Here is a 21823-nt window from a genome sequence, read left to right as displayed (position 1 = left end):
CCCCGGGTGGCGTGGCAGGGTGGAGGGATGTATCGGGAACGGGCAGCGGCGGGGATCGGTGGGGCGGTGGTGTGGGAGAGCGTCGCGGTGGGCGCGGCGCCAGCTCGGGTGCTGCCCGACGGGTGCCTGGACCTGCTCTGGTCCAGCCGTGCCGGGTTGCTGGTCGCCGGTCCTGATCGGACCGCCCACCTCTCCGTCAGCGTGCCGGGCGAGCGGTGGGTCGGGCTGCGGCTGCCGCCCGGCACCGGCCCGGCCGTCGTCGGTGTCCCCGCAGACGAGCTGCGGGACCGCCGCGCCCCGCTGACCGAGCTGTGGGGCCGGGCGGCCGCCGAGCTGGCCGACCGGCTGGCGGTGGCCGCCGAGGCCCGGCCTCCGGGGCCATCCGCCGGCGCTGCGGGTGCCGGGCGGGCCGTCTCCCTCGCCGTGCCGGCCGATGTGGTGGGGCCCGCGTGGCCGGGCCGGGCCGGGCCGGTCGGCGCGGTGCTGGAGGCGGTCGCGGTGGCGCGGCTGCGCGCCGCCGGCGGGCCCGACCCGCTCGGCGCGTGGGTCGCCGCCCGGCTGGCGGCCGGCGCCACCGTGGCGGCCACCGCCGCCGAGGTCGGGCTCGGCGCGCGGGCGCTGCACCGGCGCAGCCGGGCCCTGTTCGGGTACGGCCCGAAGACCCTCGCCCGCATCCTGCGGATGCGCCGCGCCCTTGACCTGGCCCGTGCCGGCATCCCGCTGGCCGAGGCGGCCGCCCGGGCCGGGTACGCCGACCAGGCCCATCTCACCCGCGAGGTGAAGGATCTCGCCGGGGTGCCCCCGACCCGCCTGCTGCCGGCCCGCCGCGGCTGACCGGTCGCCGCCGGAGGAGCGCCCCGGGGTCAGGCCCGGTCGAGCGGGGCGAACAGGTCCACGCCGTTGCCGTCCGGGTCGTGCAGGACCGCGTACCGCTGGCCCCAGAAGGCGTCCCAGGGCGGCAGGTGGCCGTGGTGGCCGGCGGCGGTCAGCTCCGCGTACCAGCGGTCGACCTCGGCGGGGTCGGCGCAGCGGAAGGCCAGGTTCATCCGGGGACTGCCGGTGGCCGGCGTGTAGCCCGGGTTGAAGGTGCGCACCATGTCGACCGCGTCCCAGGCCAGCCGGACGCCGTTGTCCAGGTTGATCTCCACGTGCGGTTCCCGCTCCGCGCCCGGCGGGATCGCCAGCCCCAGCCGGCGATAGAAGTCGAGGGTGCGGTCCATGTCGGTGACGGCCATGCCGATCAGATCGAAGTGCGGTGTCATGGCCGCCACGGTAGGGGCGGGCGGGCCGGGGCGTCTTGAACGGAACGGACGTGGGTGGAGTGGCGGGTGTGCCCGACACGGACCGCCTCGGCGGCGTACGGTGAAGGACAAGTCCGGCTTAAAGGCCGAAAGCCCCTATATCGGGCCGGCCTCCATCAACAGGGGAAGGGGGCAGCCGTGACGCACCTGGCCTACCTGGATGCGGGATCCGGCAGCCTGATCGTGCAGGCGGTGGTCGGCGGGGTGGCCGGCGCGGCGGTGGCCGCCAAGCTCTACTGGCGACGGTTGGTGGCCCGGTTCCGCCGGCAGCCCACCGACCGGAGCTGACCGGCGTGGCCTTCTTCGACACCGGCGTCCGGGCCGAGCCCGGCTCCTTCCGCGACCCTGGCAACCGGGTCTTCCACCGCCACGGCGAGGTGCTGCGCGGGCTCGACGAGCGGTCCGCCCGGGACTGGCACGCACTGGCTGCCGCCGACTTCTTCCGCGACCTGCTCGCCGCCGGCAAGGTCTGCGGCACCGAGGAACTCACCCCGGCCCCGGTTGACCTGCCCTGGGCGGCGGTGCTCCGGCACGAGCGCATCCCGTTCGTCTCCCACCCGTACGAGTGGACGTACGGCATGCTGCGCGACGCCGCCCTGCTGCACCTGGACGTCCTGCGGATGGCGCTGGCCGACGGCTTCACCACCAAGGACGGCTCGGCGTACAACCTCCAGTGGCGGGGCGCAACGCCGGTCTTCATCGACGTCGGCTCGTTCGAGCCGGCCCGCGACGGGGAGCCCTGGGCCGGGTACCGGCAGTTCTGCCAGACCCTGCTCTATCCCATGCTGCTCCAGGCCCACCTCGGGGTCGACTTCCAGCCCTGGCTGCGGGCCCGGATCGACGGCATCGAGCCGGACCAGATGCGGCGGCTCTTCGGCGGCACCCGACGCTGGCGGCCCGGGGTGCTCACCCACGTCCACCTGCACGGCGCGATGCAGGCCCGCAACGCCCGGGCCAGCACCGCCGACGTCCGCGCCCAGCTGAGGGCCGCCGGCTACTCGCGCGAGCTGGCCCTGGCGACCGTACGCGGGCTGGAGAAGCTGGTCCGGCGGCTGGACCACCGGCCGGGGGAGAGCTACTGGTCGGACTACCAGCGCACCTGCGCGTACTCGGTGCCGGACCGGCAGGCCAAGGAGGAGTTCGTCGACCGGGCGGTGGCCGCCGCCGCGCCCGGGCTCGTGCTCGACCTGGGCGCCAACGACGGCCGGTACGCCCGGATCGCCGCCCGGCAGGCTGGCTACGTGGTCGCGGTCGAGCAGGACGCGGCGGTGGCCGACGCGCTCTACCGCGCCCTGCGGGCGGCGGGGGAGCGGCGCGTCCTGCCGCTGGTGATGGACCTGGCCGACCCGTCGCCCGGCGGGGGCTGGCGCGGCGTCGAGCGGGCCGCCTTCGGCGACCGGGCACGGGCCGACCTGGTGCTCGCGCTGGCGGTGGTGCACCACCTGGCGATCGGCCGGAACGTGCCGCTGGCCGAGGTGCTGGACCAGTTCGTCGCACTGACCGCACCCGGCGGCAGCCTGGTCGTGGAGTTCGTCCACCCCGAGGACCCGATGGCACGCCGGCTGCTGGCCAACAAGCCCGGCGGGCTCTTCCCCGACTACCGGCGGGAGGCGTTCGAGCCGCTGCTCGCGGCGCGCGGCCGGATCGTCCGCCAGGCCGAGCTGCCGTCCGGCACCCGCACGCTCTACCAGGTGGTGGTACATGGCTGACACCCTCGCGCCGCCCGAGGTACGCCCGGTCGCGCCGGCGCCCTCCGGCGGCCGGCGGGTCTGGCGGAGCGAACTGGGCCGGCTGCTGGAGGTGACGGCACTGGTCGGGCTGGTGGTCACCCAGCCGCTGCTGGACGTGCTGGGGCGCAGCCCCGACTTCTTCCTGTTCCACCGCGCCTCCCCGGCCGACGTCCTGCTCCTGGTGGCCCTGATCGCGATCGCGCCGACCGTGCCGGTCGCCCTGTTCGGCGCGGTCAGCCTGTGCGCCGGGCGGGTCACCCGGGCGGTCGTGCACACCCTCGTGGTGGGGCTGCTGCTGGCCGCGCTCGCCGTCCAGGTCGGGCGGCACACCACGCCGCTGCGGGGCGTACCACTGCTGCTGGCGGCGGCTGTGGCCGGCGCCGTCGGGGCGGCCGCGCACCGTCGCTGGCGGGCGCCGGAGCGGGTGCTGCGGCTGGCCGCCGTCGGGCCGGCGATCTTCGTCGGCCTCTTCCTCTTCGCCTCGCCGGCCTCGGCGGTGGTGCTGCCCCGCGGCCACGCCGGCGCCGCCGGAGTGGCCGGCGCGGGCGTCCACCCATCGGTGGTCATGATCGTCCTGGACGAGCTGCCGCTGGTCTCGCTGCTCGGACCGGACGGGCGGATCGACGCCACCCGGTACCCGCACTTCGCCGAGCTGGCCGCCGGCTCGACCTGGTACCGCAACGCCACCGGCGTCAGCGGCTGGACGCCGTACGCGCTGCCGGCCATGCTGACCGGCCGCTACCCGGCCGAGTCGGTCGCCCCGCACTACTCGCAGTACCCGGACAACCTGTTTACCGCCCTGGGCGGCCTGTACGAGATCAAGGCGGAGGAGAGCATCACCCGGCTCTGCCCGCCCAGTCGCTGCGAGCAGGCGGCCGCGCCGCAGCAGGGCCTCGGCGTGCTGGTCCGGGAGAGCGGCAAGCTGCTGCGGCAGGTCACCGCGCCGGTGGACATCCGGGTCGACCCCGAGACGTCGTACCGGGAGCTGACCCGGGCCGAGGCGGGGCTGGACGCGGCCGAGCCGGTCCCGGCGGACCCGAAGTTCCGCTGGGACGCCCTCAACGCCAACCAGCCGGCCCGGTTCACCAGCTTCCTCGCCGGGCTGCGCCCCTCGTCCCGGCCCACCCTGCACTTCCTGCACCTGCTGATGCCGCACGCGCCGTGGGCGTACCTGCCGTCCGGGGCCCGGTACGCCGCGCCGGAGGACCTGCCCAACGACGGCGCCGGCTGGGTGGACCTGGCCCGGCAGCGGCACCTGGCGCAGCTCGGCTACACGGACCGGCTGATCGGCGAGACGCTGCGGACGCTGCGCGCCTCCGGCCTCTACGACCAGGCCCTCGTCCTGGTCACCGCCGACCACGGGGTGAGCTTCCTGCGCGACTGGCAGGGCCGGGGGATGGACGCCATCAACCACGCCGCCGACCAGGTCGCCTGGGTGCCGATGTTCGTCAAGGAGCCCGGCCAGCGGACCGGCCGGGTCGACGACCGGAACTGGCAGCATGTCGACCTGCTGCCCACCATCGCCGACGAGACCCACATCCGGATCCCCTGGCGGACGGACGGCCGCTCGGCGAAGCAGTCCCCGCGCGAGGGCGCCGACAAGCGCTTCTACGACCGGCCCGGGGAACCGGTGCCGATCACCGGCGGGGTGCCGTCCCCGCCCGCCACCCCCGCCCCGGATCCGCTGGTCGGCACCCGGCCCGGCAACCGACCCGCCGGCGGTACGGCCACCGTGGCCAACCTCGCCGCGTTCCGCGCCGTCGACCCGGCGAACGGCGACCTGCCCGCCCTGGTCTGGGGCACCGTGCCGGCCTCGGTGCCGAACGGGACGAAGCTCGCGGTGGCGGTCAACGGGACCATCGGCGCGGTGGTCCCGGTCGTCCCGCCGGACAAGGGTGGCCGGCGGTTCGCGGCGCTGCTGCCCGACGACCGGCTCTTCGCCGCCGGGGCCAACCGCCTGGACATCTACCGGGTGGCCGCGGACGGCGCCCTGCGCCGGCTCACCCTGTCCTGACCGCTGCCGCGTGCCCTTCCGACGCTCCGGCGCGCGGCGGCGTGGTCGCGCTTCCACGGGGTTTCCCAGCCGGCAAGTCGGGAATCGCGTGACGCATACCTCACCGTAGAACCATGACGAGCGGTGTCCTCCCGACCGTAAGTACGGTAAAAGCGAAGGCAATTCAACGAAGATCTTGCCGGCGAAGCGAGGAACACATGACGGAAGTCAAGCTCGACCACCCCGGTGGGCAGCTGTCGATGCCGGTGCAGTCCGCGGTCGAGGGCCCCGCCGGCATCCGGGTGGGCAATCTGCTCAAGGAAACCGGGATGACCACCTACGATCCCGGTTTCGTCAACACCGCGTCCTGCTCGTCCGCGATCACCTACATCGACGGTGACGCGGGCATTCTGCGGTACCGGGGCTACCCGATCGAGCAGCTGGCCGAGAACTCCTCCTTCCTGGAGGTCTCGTACCTGCTGATCTACGGTGAGCTGCCGACCCCGCAGCAGCTCACCGAATTCAGCGAACGGATCCGGCGGCACTCGCTGCTGCACGAGGAGATGCGCCGCTTCTTCGACGGTTTCCCGCGCGACGCGCACCCGATGGCCGTGCTCTCGTCGGCGGTCAGCGCCATCTCGACCTTCTACCAGGACAGCCTGGACCCGTTCGACTCCGAGCACGTGGAGATGTCCACGGTGCGGCTGATGGCGAAGGTTCCCACCATCGCCTCGTACGCCTACAAGAAGTCGATCGGCCAGCCGCTGCTGTACCCGGACAACTCGCTGGGCTACGTCGAGAACTTCCTGCGGATGACCTTCGGCGTGCCGGCCGAGCCGTACGAGGTCGACCCGGTGGTGGCCCGGGTGCTGGACATGCTCTTCATCCTGCACGCCGACCACGAGCAGAACTGCTCCACCTCGACCGTGCGCCTGGTCGGCTCCAGCAACGCCAACCTCTTCGCCTCGGTCTCGGCCGGCGTGAACGCCCTCTTCGGCCCGCTGCACGGCGGCGCCAACCAGGCCGTGCTGGAGATGCTCCAGCGGATCCAGGCCGACGGCGGCGACGTCCGCTCCTTCGTGCAGAAGGTGAAGGACAAGCAGGACGGCGTGAAGCTGATGGGCTTCGGCCACCGGGTCTACAAGAACTACGACCCGCGCGCCGCCATCGTGAAGAAGGCCGCCCAGGACGTGCTCGGCCGGATGGCCAAGCCGGACCCGCTGCTGGACCTCGCCGTGCAGCTCGAGGAGATCGCCCTCGCGGACGACTTCTTCGTCTCCCGCCGGCTCTACCCGAACGTGGACTTCTACACCGGCCTGATCTACAAGGCCATGGGCTTCCCGACCAAGATGTTCACGGTGCTCTTCGCCCTGGGCCGGCTGCCCGGCTGGATCGCGCAGTGGCGCGAGATGATCAACGACCCGGAGACCAAGATCGGCCGCCCGCGCCAGATCTACACCGGCTACCCGCAGCGGGACTACGTCCCCGTCGCGGAGCGCTGATTCCGGTCCATACGGCGAAGGCCGCCGACCCCGTACGGGGTCGGCGGCCTTCGCCGTATCGGTTGGTGCGTCAGCCCACCAGAGAGCGCAGCGGGATCTGCGCGTCCCGGAGGGCGTTCACCAGCTCACGCAGGTACGGGTGCTCGTCGGCCAGCAGGCCGTCCCGGTTCGGGATCACCAGGTAGGCCGACCCGTTCACCACCGAGACCCGGGCGGTGTCGGTGTACCGGGCGACGACCGCCTCGGCGCGGTCGCGGTCACCGGCCGCCACCTCGACGGTGATCGGCCGCCACTCGCCGCCCAGGTTCTCCGCCACCGGCGCCGCCGCGGCGGCGGCCCGGGCGGGGTCGACGCCGGTCGTGCGGCTCAGGGCGGCCCGGCTCGGCGCGGCGCCCGCGCCCGCCGGGTAGAGCAGCGTGTTGGCCACCAGGTGCAGCCCGTTCTCGTTGTACGCCCGGAACAGCGGGTTGAACGCGAACAGCACTGCCCGGCCGGCCCCGGTGGGCTCGTCCACCAGCGCCACCGTCCCCTTGAGCGCGTCGGCGCGCACCGTGTAGCCGTTGGCCCAGAAGGTGTCGTCGGACGGGTAGGTGAGGACGTTGGTGCCGGTGGTGCTCGGCGTCAGGATCGAGTCGCTGTTGTTGAACTCGAAGTCCTCCGCCGGGCGGCCCAGCGCGACCGGGCTGCTGCCGTCGACGTCGACCCGCAGGTGCGAGCCGATCATCCGGTAGTCCGCCGGCTTCGTCTTCTCGGTGGTGGAGGTGAGGCCGGCGGCCCGGGCCATCCGGGTGCCCTCGTTGCGCAGGCCGAGGTAGGTGTGGCCCTGGGCGACCCAGTTCCGCAGGTTGGCCTGCCCGGCGGCGGTGAGCCCGCCGGTCGCGCTGCTGCCGTCCGGCACGAGCAGCACGGTGCGCTCGGTGAACGCCGGGGTGTTGTCGTTGATGTCGGCGGTGGTCACCGGCTTGAGGTCGAGGCCCCACCGCTTGCCCAGCACGTACCGGGCCTCGCCGTGCGAGCCGGAGGTGGTGGAGATGCCGGTGCCCTGGAACAGCCCGACGTCCGGCAGGTCGACGGCGGTCCCGCTGGCCGCCGCGTCGTGCGGGTTCAGGGTCACCCCGAGCGACCGGGCCAGCTGGTCGATCTCCGGGGTCAGGCTCTTCGCCGGGAAGCCGACCACGCTGGTCTCGAGGTCACGGACCAGCGGCACCCCCTGGCCGAGCAGCCGGAAGGTGAGCTCGGCCGCCGCCGCGGAGTCCAGCGGGTACGCGTACGAACCCTTCGCCCCGGCGGCAAAGGGCTTGCCGCCGGAGATCTGCCGGACCAGCTGGGCCGGGGGCCGGACGTCGTCGCCGGTGTAGAGGGCGTTGACCCCCATCAGCAGCGGGTTGCTCCAGGACGACACGTCGTAGAAGTACGGGAACGGGACGTACGGGTCCTCGCCCATGATCCCCTGGATCCAGTGCTTCTGCGGCTGGTCCATCGGGATCCAGTACGCGCCCACCGGCACCGTCACGTCGGTCGCGGAACGCCCACCGAAGATCCGGGCCGTGGGCACCTTCGTCGGCTTGGTGACCTCGTAGACCTCGACGTCCATCCGGCGCAGCCGCTCGACCAGCTGGCGCACGTCGGCGAGCTGGCGGTCGGGCAGCAGGAAGTACGACCGGATCTTGACGTCCGGCACCGGGAACTGGACGGTGTTGGTCGGCTGGACCACCTCGTTCGGCTCCAGCGTGCCGGCCTTGCCCTCGGCGAGCGCGTCCGTCCAGATCTTGAAGTAGCTGCTCAGCACCTCGTGCTTGTTCGCGGCGGCCCAGCCGAGGGTCGACCACTGGGTGTGGAACTGCTGCTGGACCCGGTCGGCCACGGCCGACGCGCTGCCCTTCTCGAAGGTCATGCCGGCGGCGCCGAAGCCGGCGGCCGGGACGGTGTCGCCGTAACCCATGAAGAACAGGTCGTACGTCGAGTAGTTGAAGTAGCACTCGGTGGTGACGGCCCCGCCACAGGCGCCGTTGAAACCGAAGCCCGCCTTGTTGGCCTCGCCGATCCGGTTGATCCAGTCGACATTCTCGCTGGAGATCTCGTGGTGGATCGGGTCGGCGTTCGGCGGGAAGAAGTACTGCCGGCCACCCATCTCGTGGGCGTCGATGAAGACCTGCGGCGGGTACTGCCGCAGGAGTTCGATCTTGCCGTCGGTCTCCTGCTGGGTCCGGGCGAACCAGTCCCGGTTCATGTCGAAGCCGTACTCGTTCTGCCGGCGGCTGGCGTCGCGGCCGTCCGGGTTCTGCGTCGGCACGATGACGGTGACCAGGTTGTCGTTCCGCTCCGCGACCGCGCAGGACAGGCCGGAGGCCAGCTCGTACAGGGTCTTCAGGGCGGCGTCGGTGCCGCTCTTCTCCCCGCCGTGCACGTTCGCGGTCACCCAGACGATGGCCGGGCGGTCGGTCGCGGTCTCGGCGGCCTTCTTCGCCGTGATCCCGCGCGGATCCCGCAGGTCGCGGATGTCCCGGGCGATCTGCTGCAGGGCGCCCGGCTGGACGTGCCGCTCGTTCGAGACGATGGCGTACGGCAGCGGCTGGCCGAGCACGCTCGTCGCCATGACGCCGGTGACCACCCGGTCGGAGGCGTCGTCGACGGCCTTCAGGTAGCTACGGACCTCGTCGTTGGTGACGACGCGTTCCTGGCCGGTGCCGAGCGGGAAGCCCAGCGCGGACTCCGGGCTGGGCACGGTGGACAGTCGGGCAGCGGGGTCGTTGCTGCAGGTGGGGGCGGTGGGGGCGGCGCCGGCCGGGGCGCCCCCGAGCAACGGCGTCAGGCCGGCCAGCAGGAGCAGCGTGGCGACGCCGGCTGTTCTCTTCGGGGGGACCGCCCCGGGCGGACGCTTCGACAGGCGCATCGGGATGCCTCTCTTCGCTGATTGGGGGTAGATCAACTGGGGTGGATTCGAAACCCTATGATCTGCGGTTTCGTGTGGTCAAGGGGCCTCTGGTGCCGTTCAGTGCGCCCGGTGCCCGCCCGGGCCGCCGGTGGTGGGCAGGTTACCGAGCACCCGGTTGATGATGTGGATCCGCGCGTCGGCGGCCCGGTAGTCGGCACACACGGTGTCGGCCTGGTCGGCCAGGCGCACGCTCGCGCCGCCCCCGGTGACCGTGAGCTTGGTGCCGGCGAGCGTGGTGACCCCGCCGGCGGCCACCATGTCGGACAGCGACAGCGACCCGGCGACCAGGTGGTCGCGGAGCAGGCCGCGAAGCTTCTCCTTGTCGGTGATGAACAGTTGGTCCAGGTTGTCCTCGGAGAACTTGGCGGCGAAGGCGTCGTCCGTCGGGGCCAGGATGGTCACCCCCGACCCGCCGTGCAGGTCCTCGGCCAGCCCGGACGCCCGTACGGCCGCCTCGAAGGTGGTGAGCACGGGAAGCCACTGCAGGGCCGCCTCGGCCGGCTGACCGGCCAGGGCGGCCGGGTTGCCCGGCTCGCTGCCGGTGGGCAGCAGGTCGCACAGGGGTCCGGTCACCGCTACGGCCGCCGGTGCGCCGGCCCCGCCGGCCGCCGCGGGCCGCTCGGCGCCGGAGCAGGCCGTGCCGGTGAGTACCAGGGACAGGGCGGCCCCGGCGAGCGCCGCCATCCGTCGCCGGGGGTGGTGACGGCGGGCCGGCCACCGGAGCCGGGGGAGGGGTCGGGGTGGCGGAGGAAGGACGGGCTGGTCCATGGCGTTCTCCAGGTCCAGAAACGGGTCGCACCGGCAGGCCCGGGAGGTCGGGCCTGCCGGTACGACGATCAACGGGTCACAGGCTCGCGCACTGCCCGCTCTTCGGGCCCTGCACCGAGTTGCCCAGCTCCAGGTTGACCGGAGCAGCGGTGTTGCCGCTGCACTGCAGCGGGCCGGTCACGGTGTTGGCCGCCACCAGGGGCGCGTCGCCCCGGTTGCCCGACACCTCGACCGGGCCGGTGACCTTCGCGTCGACGACCACCACCGGACCGCTGGTCTGCGCGATCCGGACCGGGCCCTCCACCGCGGTGTCGGTCAGGAAGACCCCGGCCGCGCCGCTGGCGTCCACCGGGCCGGTGATCGACGAGCCGGTCGCGATCAGCGTCCCGCCCGCCCGGACCCGGACCGGACCGGTCACCGTGGCGTCCCGCAGGCAGGTCACCCCGGAGACCACCAGCTGACCGTTGTGCTTGCCGGTGACGGTCGGGTACACCCGCTCGCCGTCCACCAGCTTCTCGACGCCCTCGCCGTCGAGGAGCAGCGGGATCAGCCCCCGCTCCGGCTGGGCCAGCGGGACCAGGTACCCGTCGGCGACCTTGACCACCTTGTGGCCGTGCGCGGCGAGGCGCTGGGCCACGGTGGTGCGCTGGCCGGCCGGGCCGTCGGTGCGCTCCCCGTTGTACTGCTCCTCGGTGAGCTTGTACGCGCACGGCACGTTGTCGAGAATCTGGCCGTCGCGCGGCGCGTCGAGCGGCGGCGGGGCCTCACCCGGGTGCGGCGCCGGGTGCGCCGGGATCGGACGGGAACCGCGGAAGACGATCCGGCCCGTGTTCGAGACCTGGAAGGTGATCGCGTCGGCCCGCGCCGTGGTGATCTCCTTCAGGTTCGCCCGGTGGTAGTCGAGGAACTGGTTGAAGGTCCACATCGCGGAGTACGTCTTGCGCCGCCGGTTGTTGGCCGTGTTGCCCTCGTCCGGCCGGGTGGTGCCACCGGAGCTGCGCAGCTCCAGGAGCGAGTTGACGACGTTCTTGAGGCCCAGCGTGTTGCGCAGGATCGTCTCCTCGCTCAGGCCCACGTTTCCGCCGCCGTTACACCCGTACGGGCACGGCCACCAGCCGTCCTTGGCGCCCTCGGTGTACATGTGACCCTCGATCATGTGCTGCGACTCGTCGAAGATCGACTGGGCCACGTTCTGGTGCCGCGGCGGCAGCATCGGCAGGTCACCGGCGTTGGAGTTGCCGAACTCGTGCCCGTCGTAGCCGGCGATCGGGCGGTAGTCGCGCAGCATCTGCACCAGCGCGAAGGTCTCCGGCTGGCGGATCAGCGAGTAGTCGCGGTTCAGGTCCTGGCCGGTGGAGTTGCCCCGGGTGTTGGCCGCCCGCCCGTCACCGTTGATGGTCGGCACGATGAGGACGGTGGTGTGCGACAGCAGGTCGATCGTCCGGGCGTCGTTGCTGAAGGCCAGCTTCCGCGCCATGATCAGGCAGCCCTCGCGGTCACCGGGCTCGTTGCCGTGCACGTTGCAGTTGACCATCAGCGGCGAGGTCGCCGCGACGGCCTCCGGGGTGGGCGGCGGGGTGGGGTAGCCGATGACGAACATGTTGATCGGCCGGCCGAGCGCGGTCTTGCCGATCTCCGTGACCCGGACCCGGTCGCTCAGGTCGTCGATCGCCTTGGTGTACGCGTACTCGTTGACGTCGCTGGTGTACTGCGCGGCGAGGGTGGTCTCCCACTGGGTCCGCAGGTTCTCGCCCGGCACGTTCGGGTCGCCCCACGGCGCCGCGGTGGTGCCCGCCACCGGCTCGGAGTACGGCTGCGCGGTGGTCCCGAAGCGGGCGCGCACCCGCCACTGGAACCGGGTGCCCGGGTTGAACCCCGCGTCGGCGAAGGTCGGCGAGGAGTTGTTGATCTGGCGGTTCGGCCGCCACACGCCGGTGATCACGGCGGGACCGGTGGCCGAGTTGTCGGCGGCGACCGGGGTGCGCTCGATCTGGTAGTCGGTGGCGCCGTCGACCGGCGTCCAGGCGAGGGTGGCGTAGCCGTCGGCCTGCGTGACGGTGAGGCCGTCTACCTGGTTAGGCTCGGCCGCCGCCGCATATGCGGGCGTGGGCCCGGTGATCGCCGCGAGGCTGGCGGCGAGCAGGACGGAGAGGATCGCCGTCGTCCGTCTGTCTCTCATGGAAGCTCCAGAACAGGTGGGATGACACGTTCGGACAGCACACGCCAGTGACGTGCGCCACGGTCGGCGGTGCGGGATTTCTTGAGAATGATCTGAGGATTCCCCGGGCCACGCCCCGGCGGGCTACCCCGACCGGAGCCGGTAGCCCACCCCGCGTACGGTCTCCACCAGGCCGGCGTCGTCGAGCTTGCCCCGCAGCGCCGCCACGTGGACGTCCAGGGTGTGCCCCGAGTTCCAGGTCGTCTGCCAGATGTCCATCAGCAGCCGGTCCCGGGGCACGACCGTGCCCGCCTGCCGGGCCAACGCCATCAGCAGCTCGAACTCCTTGCGGGTCAGGCTGACCTCCCGGTCCGAGAGCCAGACCCGCCGGGCGTTCAGGTCGACCCGCAGGTCGCCCACCTCCAGCGTCGTCTCCACCCGGGCGGCGCGGGCCGTCCGGCGCATCACCGCCTCGATCCGGGCCTGCAGCTCCGCCATCGAGAACGGCTTCACGACGTAGTCGTCGGCGCCGGCCCGCAGCCCCGCCACCCGGTCCCGCTCCTCGGACCGGGCGGTCACCAGGATGATGGCGACGTCCTCGTTGCGCCGGCGGATCTGCCGGCACAACTCCAGGCCGTCCCGATCGGGCAGGTTGAGGTCGAGCAGGACGAGATCGACCGGCCCCGCGGCGGTCGCCTCCGACGCGGTGGTGGCCGCGATGACCACGTGGTTCCGCCGGCGCAGCGCCGCGGCCAACGCGGACGCGACTCGCAGGTCGTCCTCGACCATAAGCACCCGCACCGCGTCTCCTTGGACCTCGTCCCGACAGGTCCACGCGAGTCTGTCCGATGGCAGCGGTCGTGACCAGCCCGGACGGAAGATCGTGACCGCATGATGACGTGCCTCGACCCATCTCGGTGACCCCCGCCGTCGGGCGGGCGACCCACCGTCGCCCGCCCGCGGGTCCGCCTCAGCGGAGCCCGGCAGCGGCCAGCAGGTTGCCCTCCGGCAGCGGCGGGAGCGCCCGGCCGAGGGCCATCCGCTGCTCGGCCCGTTCGGCGGTGAACGCGGCGTCCTTGGCGATGGCGGCGGCGTACGTGGCGGCGGTGCGGGAGGCGATCGCCGACCAGCCGTACTGCTCGTGGACCATGGTGCGGGCGCGGCGGGCGAGGGCCCGGGCATGCTCCCGGTCGGCGAGCAGCGCGTGCACCGCCTCGACCAGCCCGTCCGGGTCCTGCGGGGCGAACGTCATCCCGGTCACGCCCGGCTCGACGATCTCGGCCAGCCCGCCGGTCCGCGACACGGCGAGGGGTGCACCGGCCGCCGCCCCCTCCAGGGCGACCATGCCGAACGGCTCGTAGATGCTCGGGACCGCGAAGCAGTCCGCGGCGGCCATCACCGCGGGCAGGTCGGTGCCGCCGAGGAAGCCCGGCATGCTCACGGTGTCACCCAGGCCGAGCCGGTGCACCTCGGCCGCCAGGGTCGCCCGGTACGGCCCGTCGCCGACGACCACGGCCCGCAGCCCGGGGTGCCGCTGGCGCAGCCGGGGCAGCCCGGCGAGCAGGTGCTGCACCCCCTTCTCGTAGACCAGCCGGCCGGCGAAGGTGACCAGCGGGCCGTCCCCGGCGAAGCGGGCCCGGGCGGCGGCGACCGCGGCCGCCGGCGCCTGCCAGCGCTGCGGCTCGACGCCGTTGGGCACCACGTCGACCCGCCCGGCCGGCACGCCGAACAGGGCGGCCACCTCGTCGCGCATGTAGCCGGAGCAGACGATCACCCGGCCCGACTCGGCGGCCAGCCAGTGCTCGACGCCGTGGATGGTGCGGTTCATCTCCTCGGGCAGCCAGCCCTGGTGCCGGCCGGCCTCGGTGGCGTGGATGGTGCTGACCAGCGGCACGTCCAGGTGCTCGCGCAGGGTCATCGCGGTGTGCGCGACCAGCCAGTCGTGGGCGTGGATGACGTCGTACCCGCCGGACTCGGCGGCGCGCAGCGCGGCCCGGGTGAGGGTGTGGTTGAACGCCATGGTCCAGGCCAGCAGGGAGTTGGTGGCGAGGGGGAAGGTGACCGGGTCCTCGGCGGCGCGGACGATCCGCACGCCGTCGGCGTACTCCTCCAGGGGTGCGCCCTCGGCGTGGCGGGTGACGACGGTGACCTCGTGGCCGGCGGCGGCCAGCGCGACGGAGAGGGCGTGTACGTGGCGGCCGAGGCCGCCGACGAGCACCGGCGGGTACTCCCACGACAGCATCAGGATGCGGCGGGTCCTGGGCGGCACGCCGGGCTGCTGCGGGATGGTCGGGCGGGCGGTGCGGGTGGGTCGGTTCCGTGGTTCCGTCGCGGTGGCGGGCTGCTCGCCGACCCGCAGGATGGTCACATCAATCTCCGTCCAGGCATGGTGGTGCGCGCCGGCGGCTCTGGCGGCGTGGTGAGCGTGGTGAGGGTGGCCGAACGGCCGGGCGGATCGGCGCGGGCGCGCACGTCCGGATACCAGGAAACGGCATCTCGCGCGAACTTGCACCTGGAAAAGGGCGATCGTGACGGACAACACCTGAGGGTTCGGTCGATATCAGGTGGGTGGATTCCGGCTACTGTCCGAACGGGTGGGTTGGCGGAACGTACGGCGGGGCAATAGCGGCGTGCGCACCGCGGCCCGCCCGACCGGTGCGCTCGTGATCGAGGTCCGAAGGAGCGACATGCAGGTCTGGCCGGGCGAGAGCTACCCCCTCGGCGCCACCTACGACGGGGTGGGCACGAACTTCGCGATCTTCTCCGAGGTGGCGGAGAAGATCGAGCTCTGCCTGTTCGACGAGTGGGACGCCGGCGCCGAGCGCCGGGTCGAGCTGCGCGAGGTCGACGCGTACGTCTGGCACGCGTACCTGCCGGGGATCGGGCCGGGGCAGCGCTACGGCTACCGGGTGCACGGGCCGTGGGACCCGGCCAACGGGGTCCGCGGCAACCCGCACAAGCTGCTCCTCGACCCGTACGCCAAGGCGGTCGACGGGGAGGTCGCCTGGGACCCGGCCGTCTACGACTACGAGTTGGGCGGCGACCCGGACCGGATGTCGGAGACCGACTCAGCCCCCTTCATGCCCAAGTCGGTGGTGGTGAACCCGTACTTCGACTGGGGCAACGACCGGCCGCCACGGACCCCGTACCACCACTCCGTGATCTACGAGGCGCACGTGCGCGGGCTGACCATGCGCCACCCCGGCATCCCCGAGGAGTTGCGCGGCACGTACGCGGCGATCGCGTCCCCGGTGATGATCGACTACTTCAAGCGGCTCGGGGTGACCGCGGTCGAGCTGATGCCGGTGCACCAGTTCGTGCACGACCACCGCCTGGCCGACCTGGGCCTGCGCAACTACTGGGGCTACAACACCATCGGCTTCTTCGCCCCGCACCACGGCTACTCGGCGCTCGGCGGCCGAGGTCAGCAGGTGCAGGAGTTCCGCGGCATGGTCAAGGCGCTGCACGCGGCCAGCATCGAGGTCATCCTCGACGTGGTCTACAACCACACGGCCGAGGGCAACCACCTCGGCCCGACCCTCAGCTTCAAGGGCGTCGACTGCGCCAGCTACTACCGCTTGAGCGAGGCGGACCGGCGCCAGTTCGTCGACTACACCGGCACCGGCAACAGCCTCAACGTGCGTAGCCCGCACTCGTTGCAGCTGATCATGGACTCGCTGCGCTACTGGGTCACCGAGATGCATGTCGACGGCTTCCGGTTCGATCTGGCCGCCACCCTGGCCCGCGAATTCTACGAGGTCGACCGCCTCTCCACCTTCTTCGAGGTGGTGCAGCAGGACCCGGTGGTGAGCCGGGTGAAGCTGATCGCCGAGCCGTGGGACGTCGGGCCCGGCGGCTATCAGGTGGGCAACTTCCCGCCGCGGTGGACCGAGTGGAACGGCAAGTACCGGGACACCGTGCGGGACTTCTGGCGCGGCGAGCCGGCCACCCTGGCCGAGTTCGCCTCCCGGATCTCCGGCTCCGCCGACCTCTACCAGGACGACGGCCGCCGGCCCTTCCACAGCATCAACTTCGTCACTTGCCACGACGGGTTCACCCTCACCGACCTGGTCTCGTACGACGACAAGCACAACGAGGCCAACGGCGAGGAGAACCGGGACGGCGAGAGCCACAACCGGTCCTGGAACTGCGGTGTCGAGGGGGCGACGGATGACCCGGCGGTGCTCGCCCTGCGGGCCCGGCAACGGCGCAACTTCCTGGCCACCCTGATGCTCTCCCAGGGCGTGCCGATGATCGGCCACGGCGACGAGCTGGGCCGCACCCAGCACGGCAACAACAACGCGTACTGCCAGGACGGCGAGCTGGCGTGGGTGGACTGGGACCGGGCCGACGAGGAGCTGCTCGACTTCGTCCGGCGACTCACCGACTTCCGCAACCGGCACCAGGTGTTCCGCCGGCGCCGGTTCTTCACCGGCCTGCCGGTGGGCGGCCGGGCCGCCGGCTCCGCCCTGCCCGACCTGGCCTGGTACACCCCCGACGGCCGGGAGATGACCGGCGAGGACTGGGGGAACGACTTCGGCCGCTCGGTGACCCTCTTCGTCAACGGCGACGGCATCCCGGAACGCGGCCAGTACGGCCAGCGTCACCGGGACGACTCCTTCCTGCTGCTGTTCAACGCGCACGACGCGCCGCTGGACTGCACGCTGCCCGGGGCCGAGTTCGGGCCGCGGTGGCAACTGGTGATCAGCACCGCGGACCCGGATCCGGAGCAGACCCTGCTGGTCGAGGCGGGCGGCACCGTGCGCGTGCCCGACCGAGCGCTGCTGGTCCTGCAGCGGACGGCCTGACCGGGCCCGCCGACTCGCGGCCCGCCCGGGCCCGCCGCCCTCACGACTCGACGGCCGGCGGCTGGCGGGAAACGACCCTGTCGATTTCCGTTCATGGTGTTGCGGACATGTTCACCGGTCGGGTCTACAGTGGGTTTGAGCTGCTCCTTCATGATCTGTTGAGCACCTATCCCGTCGCCCTCCTCGCTCCCATTGACTCTGTGGAGGCCGCCGCATGACCGAGTTCACGGTGTGGGCGCCCGAAGCCGCCCGGGTTCGGCTGCGCCTGCCCGGCGTTGCCGACCGCGACATGCGTCCCGGGCCGGACGGCTGGTGGCGGGTCGAGGTGCCCGGCGCCGGACCGGGCACCGACTACGCGTTCCTGCTCGACGACGACGAGCGGGCCCTGCCCGACCCCCGGTCGGCCTGGCAGCCGGCGGGCGTGCACGGGCCGAGCCGCCGCTACGACCACGCGGCGTTCCGCTGGACCGACCAGAGCTGGACCGGTCGGCAGCTGCCCGGCAGCGTCCTGTACGAGCTGCACGTCGGCACCTTCACCCCGGAGGGCACCTTCGACGCCGCCGTCGGCCACCTCGACCATCTGGTCGACCTCGGCGTCGACCTGGTCGAGCTGCTGCCGGTCAACGCCTTCAGCGGCGAGCACAGCTGGGGCTACGACGGGGTCTGCTGGTACGCCCCGCACCAGCCGTACGGCGGGCCGGACGGGCTCAAGCGGCTGGTTGACGCCGCGCACGCCAGGGGGCTGGGGGTGATCCTCGACGTCGTCTACAACCATTTCGGGCCCTCCGGGGCCTACGCGCCGATGTTCGCGCCGTACCTCGCCGAGCAGCGCAACCCGTGGGGCCGCACGGTCAACCTGGACGGGTCGCACTCCGACGGGGTACGCCGCTACATCGTCGACAGCGTGCTGATGTGGCTGCGCGACTACCACGTCGACGGGCTGCGGCTGGACGCCGTGCACGCCATGCCGGACTCGCGGGGCACCCACCTGCTGGAGGAGCTGGCGGTCGAGGTCGAGTCGCTCTCCACGCACCTGGGCCGCCCGCTGTCGCTGATCGCCGAGTCGGACCTCAACGACCCGAAGCTGATCACCCCGCGGGAGGCCGGCGGCTACGGCCTGCACGCCCAGTGGAACGACGACGCCCACCACGCCCTGCACAGCCTGCTCACCGGCGAGCGGCAGGGCTGCTACGGCGACTTCGGCTCGCTGGAGTGCCTGACCGACGTGCTGACCGGGGCGTTCTTCCACGCCGGCACCTGGTCCAGCTTCCGCAACCGCAGTCACGGGCGGCCGGTGGACCGGCAGCGCACGCCCGGCCACCGGTTCGTGGCGTACCTGCAGAACCACGACCAGATCGGCAACCGGGCCACCGGTGACCGGATCTCCCAGACGCTCTCCGCCGGTCTGCTGCGCGTCGGCGCCACCCTGTTGATGACCGCGCCGTTCACCCCGATGCTGTTCATGGGGGAGGAGTGGGCGGCCACCAGCCCGTGGCAGTTCTTCACCAGCCACCCCGAGCCGGCACTGGCCGCTGCGGTGGCGGCCGACCGGCGGCGGGAGTTCGCCGCGCACGGCTGGCCGGCGGGGGCGGTGCCCGACCCGCAGGCCTTCGTCCGGTCCCGGCTGGACTGGGCCGAGCTGGACAAGCCCGAGCACCGGGAGATGTACGACTTCCACCGGCGGCTGATCGCGCTGCGCAAGAGCCGACCCGACCTGTCCGACCCGCGGCTGAACCGGGTCGAGGTGCGGCACGGCGACCAGTTCCTGCTGATGCGCCGGGGCGAGTGCCTGGTGGTGGCGAACCTGGCCGGCAAGCCGCAGCGGATCAACCTGCCGGGCGTGGTGCGCCGGGTGCTCCTCGCCACGGAGAGCGGGGTCACCGTGATGCGGGACGGGATCGAGCTGCCGCCGGAGTCGGCCGCGATCGTCGCCCTCTGACAGTGCGGCTCAGGGGATCGGCCACTCGTGGACGGGCCGGTTGCTGTGCATCAGGTCCACGTAGTGGCGGACCACCTCGCGCAGCGCCTCCGGCCGGTCTAGGTGGTCGGCGGACTCCAGCCGGTGCAGTGTCTCCACCTGCCAGGTGGCGCCGTTGCGGCCGGTCAGGCAGCGCTGCTCGATGATGCCGAGCAGCCGGTCCCGCTCGTCCGGGTCGAGCCCCCACCGGTCCAGCCCGTGGTGGGCCAGCGGCAGCAACCGGCGCAGCACCAGCTCGGTGACCGGCAGGTAGCCCAGCCCGGGCCAGTACACCTGGGCGTCGATGCCGTGCCGGGCGCAGGTGGCGAAGTTCTCCTCGGCGGCGCTGAACGACATCTGCGACCACAACGGCCGGTCCGACTCGGCGAGCGCCCGGACCAGGCCGAAGTAGAACGCGCCGTTGGCGATGGTGTCCAGCACGGTCGGGCCGGCGGGCAGCACCCGGTTCTCCACGCGCAGGTGCGGGCGCCCCTTGAGCACGTCGTAGACCGGGCGGTTCCAGCGGTAGATGGTGCCGTTGTGCAACCGCAGCTCGGCCAGGCCGGGCACGTCGCCGCTGGCCAGGGCCTCGGCCGGGTCCTCCGGGTCGCAGACTGGCAGCAGCGCCGGGAAGTAGCGGACGTTCTCCTCGAACAGGTCGAAAACGCTGGTGATCCAGCGCTCGCCGAACCAGACCCGCGGGCGTACCCCCTGGGCCTTGATCTCCTCCGCGCGGGTGTCGGTGGCCTGTTGGAACAGCGGCACCCGGGTCTCCCGCCACAACTCCCGGCCGAAGAGCAGCGGTGAGTTGGCGCCGAGGGCGACCTGGACGCCGGCGATCGCCTGAGCGGCGTTCCAGTGGTCGGCGAACTGGGCCGGGCTGACCTGGAGGTGGAACTGGGTGCTGGTGCAGGCGGCCTCCGGGGTGATGGTGTCCGCGGTGACCACCAGCCGCTCCACCCCGCTGATCGAGATCCGCAGGTCCTCGCCGCGGGCGGCGAAGATCTGCTCGTTGAGCAGCGTGTAGCGGGGATTCGTCGAGAGGGTGGCGGCGGTCAGGTGTTCCGGGCGCAGGGTCGGCAGGATGCCGATCATCACCATGTGCGCCCCGACCGTGCGGGCCTTCTCCTCGGCCGCGTTGAGGCTGGCCCGGACGTTCTCCTCGAACTGTGCGGTGCCGGTGCCGCCGAGCCGGCGCGGCGGCACGTTGATCTCCACGTTGAACTGGCCCAGCTCGGTCTGGAAGGCCGGGTCGGCGACCGCGTCGAGCACGTCCGCGTTGCGCATCGTCGGCTGCGAGTCGTCGTCGACCAGGTTGAGCTCGATCTCCAGCCCGGTCATCGGCCGCTCCACGTCGAAGCGGGACTCGCGCAGCATCTCGGCGAAGACGTCCAGGCAGCGCCGTACCTTCTCCCGGTAGCGGGCCCGATCCTCGCGGCTGAAGGTGCGTACGCCGACGTCCTCGCCCATGGTCACCACCCTGTCACCGTTGGTCCCCCTAACCTCGCACGGCACGGCGGGATGGGGAAAGACCCGAAGGACCCCTTACTACCCGCGCAGGGCCCCGGTGATCCCCGTCGCGTCGTGTCCGTGGTCGCCCGGTCCCGACGCTTCGGCCGGTTAGCATGGCGCGGACGGATCGTGGGGAGTGCGGATGCGCGAGAAGACGACCAGGCTGTTCGTGGCGGCGGCGATCGCCGAGGCGTGCTCCTGGGCGGGGCTGCTGGCCGGCATGGCGGTCAAGTACGGCCCGCCGCGCAACGAGCTCGGCGTGCAGGTGTTCGGCCCGATCCACGGCGCGCTCTTCGTGGTGTACGGACTCCTCGTCCTCGTGGTGGCCCGGCAGCACCGCTGGTCGCTGTGGCACACCGCCGTCGCCCTGGCCTGCGCGGTGCCCCCGTTCGCCACCGTGCTGTTCGAGCGGTGGGCCCGCCGGCGCGGCCTGCTGGGCGCGCCCGCGCCGGTCGACCGTCCGCTCACCCCGGTGGGCTGACCGCCGCCCTGGCGGGGCGGAACCTCAGGTGAGCACCGAGCAGGAAGCCACGCCCAGCACCAGCAGCGCGCCGAGTGCCGCCTGGAGCAGCAGCGGCGGGCCGAGGTGGGACCAGACCGTGGCGGTACGCGGGGTCAGCAGCTGCCCGGTGGTCAGGTTGACGATCCGCTCGATCCGCGGCGGCAGGTCGTCGTCGCGCTGCGGCCGCAGGGTGAGCTGCAGGTGGTCGCCGGGGTGCAGCGCGCTCTGCGGCAGGTGACCGTGCAGCTCCACCTCCAGCAGCCGGTTGGCGGGGTCGCGCAGCCGGACCGGGGTGACCAGGAACTCCGGCCCCTTCTTCAGCTCCTTGAACCGGCGCCGGGCACCGCCGCCGCCGGCGCTGAGCAGCGCCCGCGCCATCCGCACCGGCAGCCCCACCACACTTGCCGCGGTCAGCACCGCGACGAGCACCGGCTGCCCCACCCGCACCTCGCGCGCGTAGCCCTCCATGAGCCGGACCAGTCGGCCGTTGACGATCCGCTCCGTCGGGTGGACGGCGCGCCGGATGTGAAGGTCAGTGTCCATGATCACCACCGAGAGTCCGGTTCAGTTCACTCATGGTATCGACCTCACAGGTTGAAAGACATGAATGAAAGTCGATCACGGGCGCCGGCCCGGCCAGGTGACATCCCCGGTGGT

At 72.6% G+C, this 21823-nt stretch carries 16 protein-coding genes; 8 read left to right on the top strand and 8 right to left on the bottom strand.

Going from position 1 to position 21823, the window contains the following annotated elements; all coding sequences use genetic code 11:
• Positions 1 to 27: 27 nt before the first annotated feature.
• Entirely contained in the window at positions 28 to 834 is an 807-nt protein-coding gene (locus tag ACGF4F_RS14195) for a helix-turn-helix domain-containing protein (RefSeq protein WP_393077571.1), read from the top strand.
• A gap of 29 nt (positions 835 to 863) precedes the next feature.
• Here the strand turns inward: ACGF4F_RS14195 and ACGF4F_RS14190 are convergent, their stop codons facing one another.
• Positions 864 to 1262: a VOC family protein gene (locus tag ACGF4F_RS14190; protein ID WP_357445921.1), complete on the bottom strand. Its 399-nt coding sequence runs from the start codon at positions 1260 to 1262 to the stop codon at positions 864 to 866.
• A 177-nt stretch (positions 1263 to 1439) separates the two neighbouring features.
• Between ACGF4F_RS14190 and ACGF4F_RS14185 the strand changes: the two genes are divergently transcribed.
• From ACGF4F_RS14185 to ACGF4F_RS14170, 4 genes are all read left to right on the top strand, one after another.
• A complete protein-coding gene (locus ACGF4F_RS14185) occupies positions 1440 to 1589 on the top strand; it encodes a hypothetical protein (protein ID WP_167666652.1) in 150 nt (49 codons plus the stop codon).
• Between the two features lie 5 nt (positions 1590 to 1594).
• On the top strand, positions 1595 to 3010 hold the full coding sequence (locus ACGF4F_RS14180) for a class I SAM-dependent methyltransferase (protein WP_393077567.1): 1416 nt from the start codon (positions 1595 to 1597) through the stop codon (positions 3008 to 3010).
• On the top strand, positions 3003 to 5045 hold the full coding sequence (locus tag ACGF4F_RS14175; RefSeq protein WP_357445925.1) for a sulfatase-like hydrolase/transferase: 2043 nt from the start codon (positions 3003 to 3005) through the stop codon (positions 5043 to 5045). Before ACGF4F_RS14180 ends, ACGF4F_RS14175 begins: the two co-directional genes overlap by 8 nt.
• 197 nt (positions 5046 to 5242) lie before the next feature.
• Entirely contained in the window at positions 5243 to 6526 is a 1284-nt protein-coding gene (locus ACGF4F_RS14170; protein WP_073836571.1) for a citrate synthase, read from the top strand.
• A gap of 70 nt (positions 6527 to 6596) precedes the next feature.
• Here the strand turns inward: ACGF4F_RS14170 and ACGF4F_RS14165 are convergent, their stop codons facing one another.
• The 5 genes from ACGF4F_RS14165 to ACGF4F_RS14145 all read right to left on the bottom strand — a co-directional run bounded on the left by ACGF4F_RS14165 (position 6597) and on the right by ACGF4F_RS14145 (position 14755).
• Entirely contained in the window at positions 6597 to 9419 is a 2823-nt protein-coding gene (locus tag ACGF4F_RS14165; RefSeq protein ID WP_357442316.1) for a M14 family zinc carboxypeptidase, read from the bottom strand.
• A 99-nt stretch (positions 9420 to 9518) separates the two neighbouring features.
• Positions 9519 to 10229, bottom strand: coding sequence for a fasciclin domain-containing protein (locus tag ACGF4F_RS14160; RefSeq protein WP_357442318.1), 711 nt, complete (start codon positions 10227 to 10229; stop codon positions 9519 to 9521).
• Between the two features lie 76 nt (positions 10230 to 10305).
• Positions 10306 to 12408, bottom strand: coding sequence for a M14 family zinc carboxypeptidase (locus ACGF4F_RS14155; protein ID WP_393077563.1), 2103 nt, complete (start codon positions 12406 to 12408; stop codon positions 10306 to 10308).
• A 123-nt stretch (positions 12409 to 12531) separates the two neighbouring features.
• Positions 12532 to 13188, bottom strand: coding sequence for a response regulator transcription factor (locus tag ACGF4F_RS14150; RefSeq protein WP_073836575.1), 657 nt, complete (start codon positions 13186 to 13188; stop codon positions 12532 to 12534).
• A 169-nt stretch (positions 13189 to 13357) separates the two neighbouring features.
• Positions 13358 to 14755, bottom strand: coding sequence for a glycosyltransferase family 4 protein (locus tag ACGF4F_RS14145; protein WP_357442322.1), 1398 nt, complete (start codon positions 14753 to 14755; stop codon positions 13358 to 13360).
• 319 nt (positions 14756 to 15074) lie between these two features.
• On the opposite strand from ACGF4F_RS14145, the gene glgX reads away from it, so the two are divergent.
• Together glgX and treZ are read left to right on the top strand one after the other, a co-directional pair.
• Entirely contained in the window at positions 15075 to 17195 is a 2121-nt protein-coding gene (gene glgX, locus ACGF4F_RS14140; protein WP_393077558.1) for a glycogen debranching protein GlgX, read from the top strand.
• A 214-nt stretch (positions 17196 to 17409) separates the two neighbouring features.
• Positions 17410 to 19134 carry a malto-oligosyltrehalose trehalohydrolase gene (gene treZ / locus ACGF4F_RS14135; protein ID WP_393077555.1) on the top strand — a complete coding sequence of 575 codons (1725 nt, stop codon included), beginning with the start codon at positions 17410 to 17412 and terminating at the stop codon, positions 19132 to 19134.
• 9 nt (positions 19135 to 19143) lie between these two features.
• Here treZ and ACGF4F_RS14130 read toward each other — a convergent pair whose 3' ends face one another.
• Positions 19144 to 20622, bottom strand: a complete 1479-nt coding sequence (locus ACGF4F_RS14130) for a glutamate--cysteine ligase (RefSeq protein WP_357442328.1) — start codon at positions 20620 to 20622, stop codon at positions 19144 to 19146.
• A gap of 184 nt (positions 20623 to 20806) precedes the next feature.
• Between ACGF4F_RS14130 and ACGF4F_RS14125 the strand changes: the two genes are divergently transcribed.
• Positions 20807 to 21145, top strand: a complete 339-nt coding sequence (locus ACGF4F_RS14125; protein ID WP_357442330.1) for a DUF3817 domain-containing protein — start codon at positions 20807 to 20809, stop codon at positions 21143 to 21145.
• A gap of 24 nt (positions 21146 to 21169) precedes the next feature.
• Here ACGF4F_RS14125 and ACGF4F_RS14120 read toward each other — a convergent pair whose 3' ends face one another.
• A complete protein-coding gene (locus ACGF4F_RS14120) occupies positions 21170 to 21718 on the bottom strand; it encodes a hypothetical protein (RefSeq protein ID WP_357442332.1) in 549 nt (182 codons plus the stop codon).
• Positions 21719 to 21823 lie beyond the last annotated feature (105 nt).

Origin of the sequence: Micromonospora sp. NPDC047740, from assembly GCF_043204735.1 — a bacterium.
Taxonomy (GTDB): Bacteria; Actinomycetota; Actinomycetes; order Mycobacteriales; family Micromonosporaceae; genus Micromonospora.
Note: the sequence above shows the minus strand (reverse complement) of the source record. Positions and strands in the feature narration are given on the sequence as shown.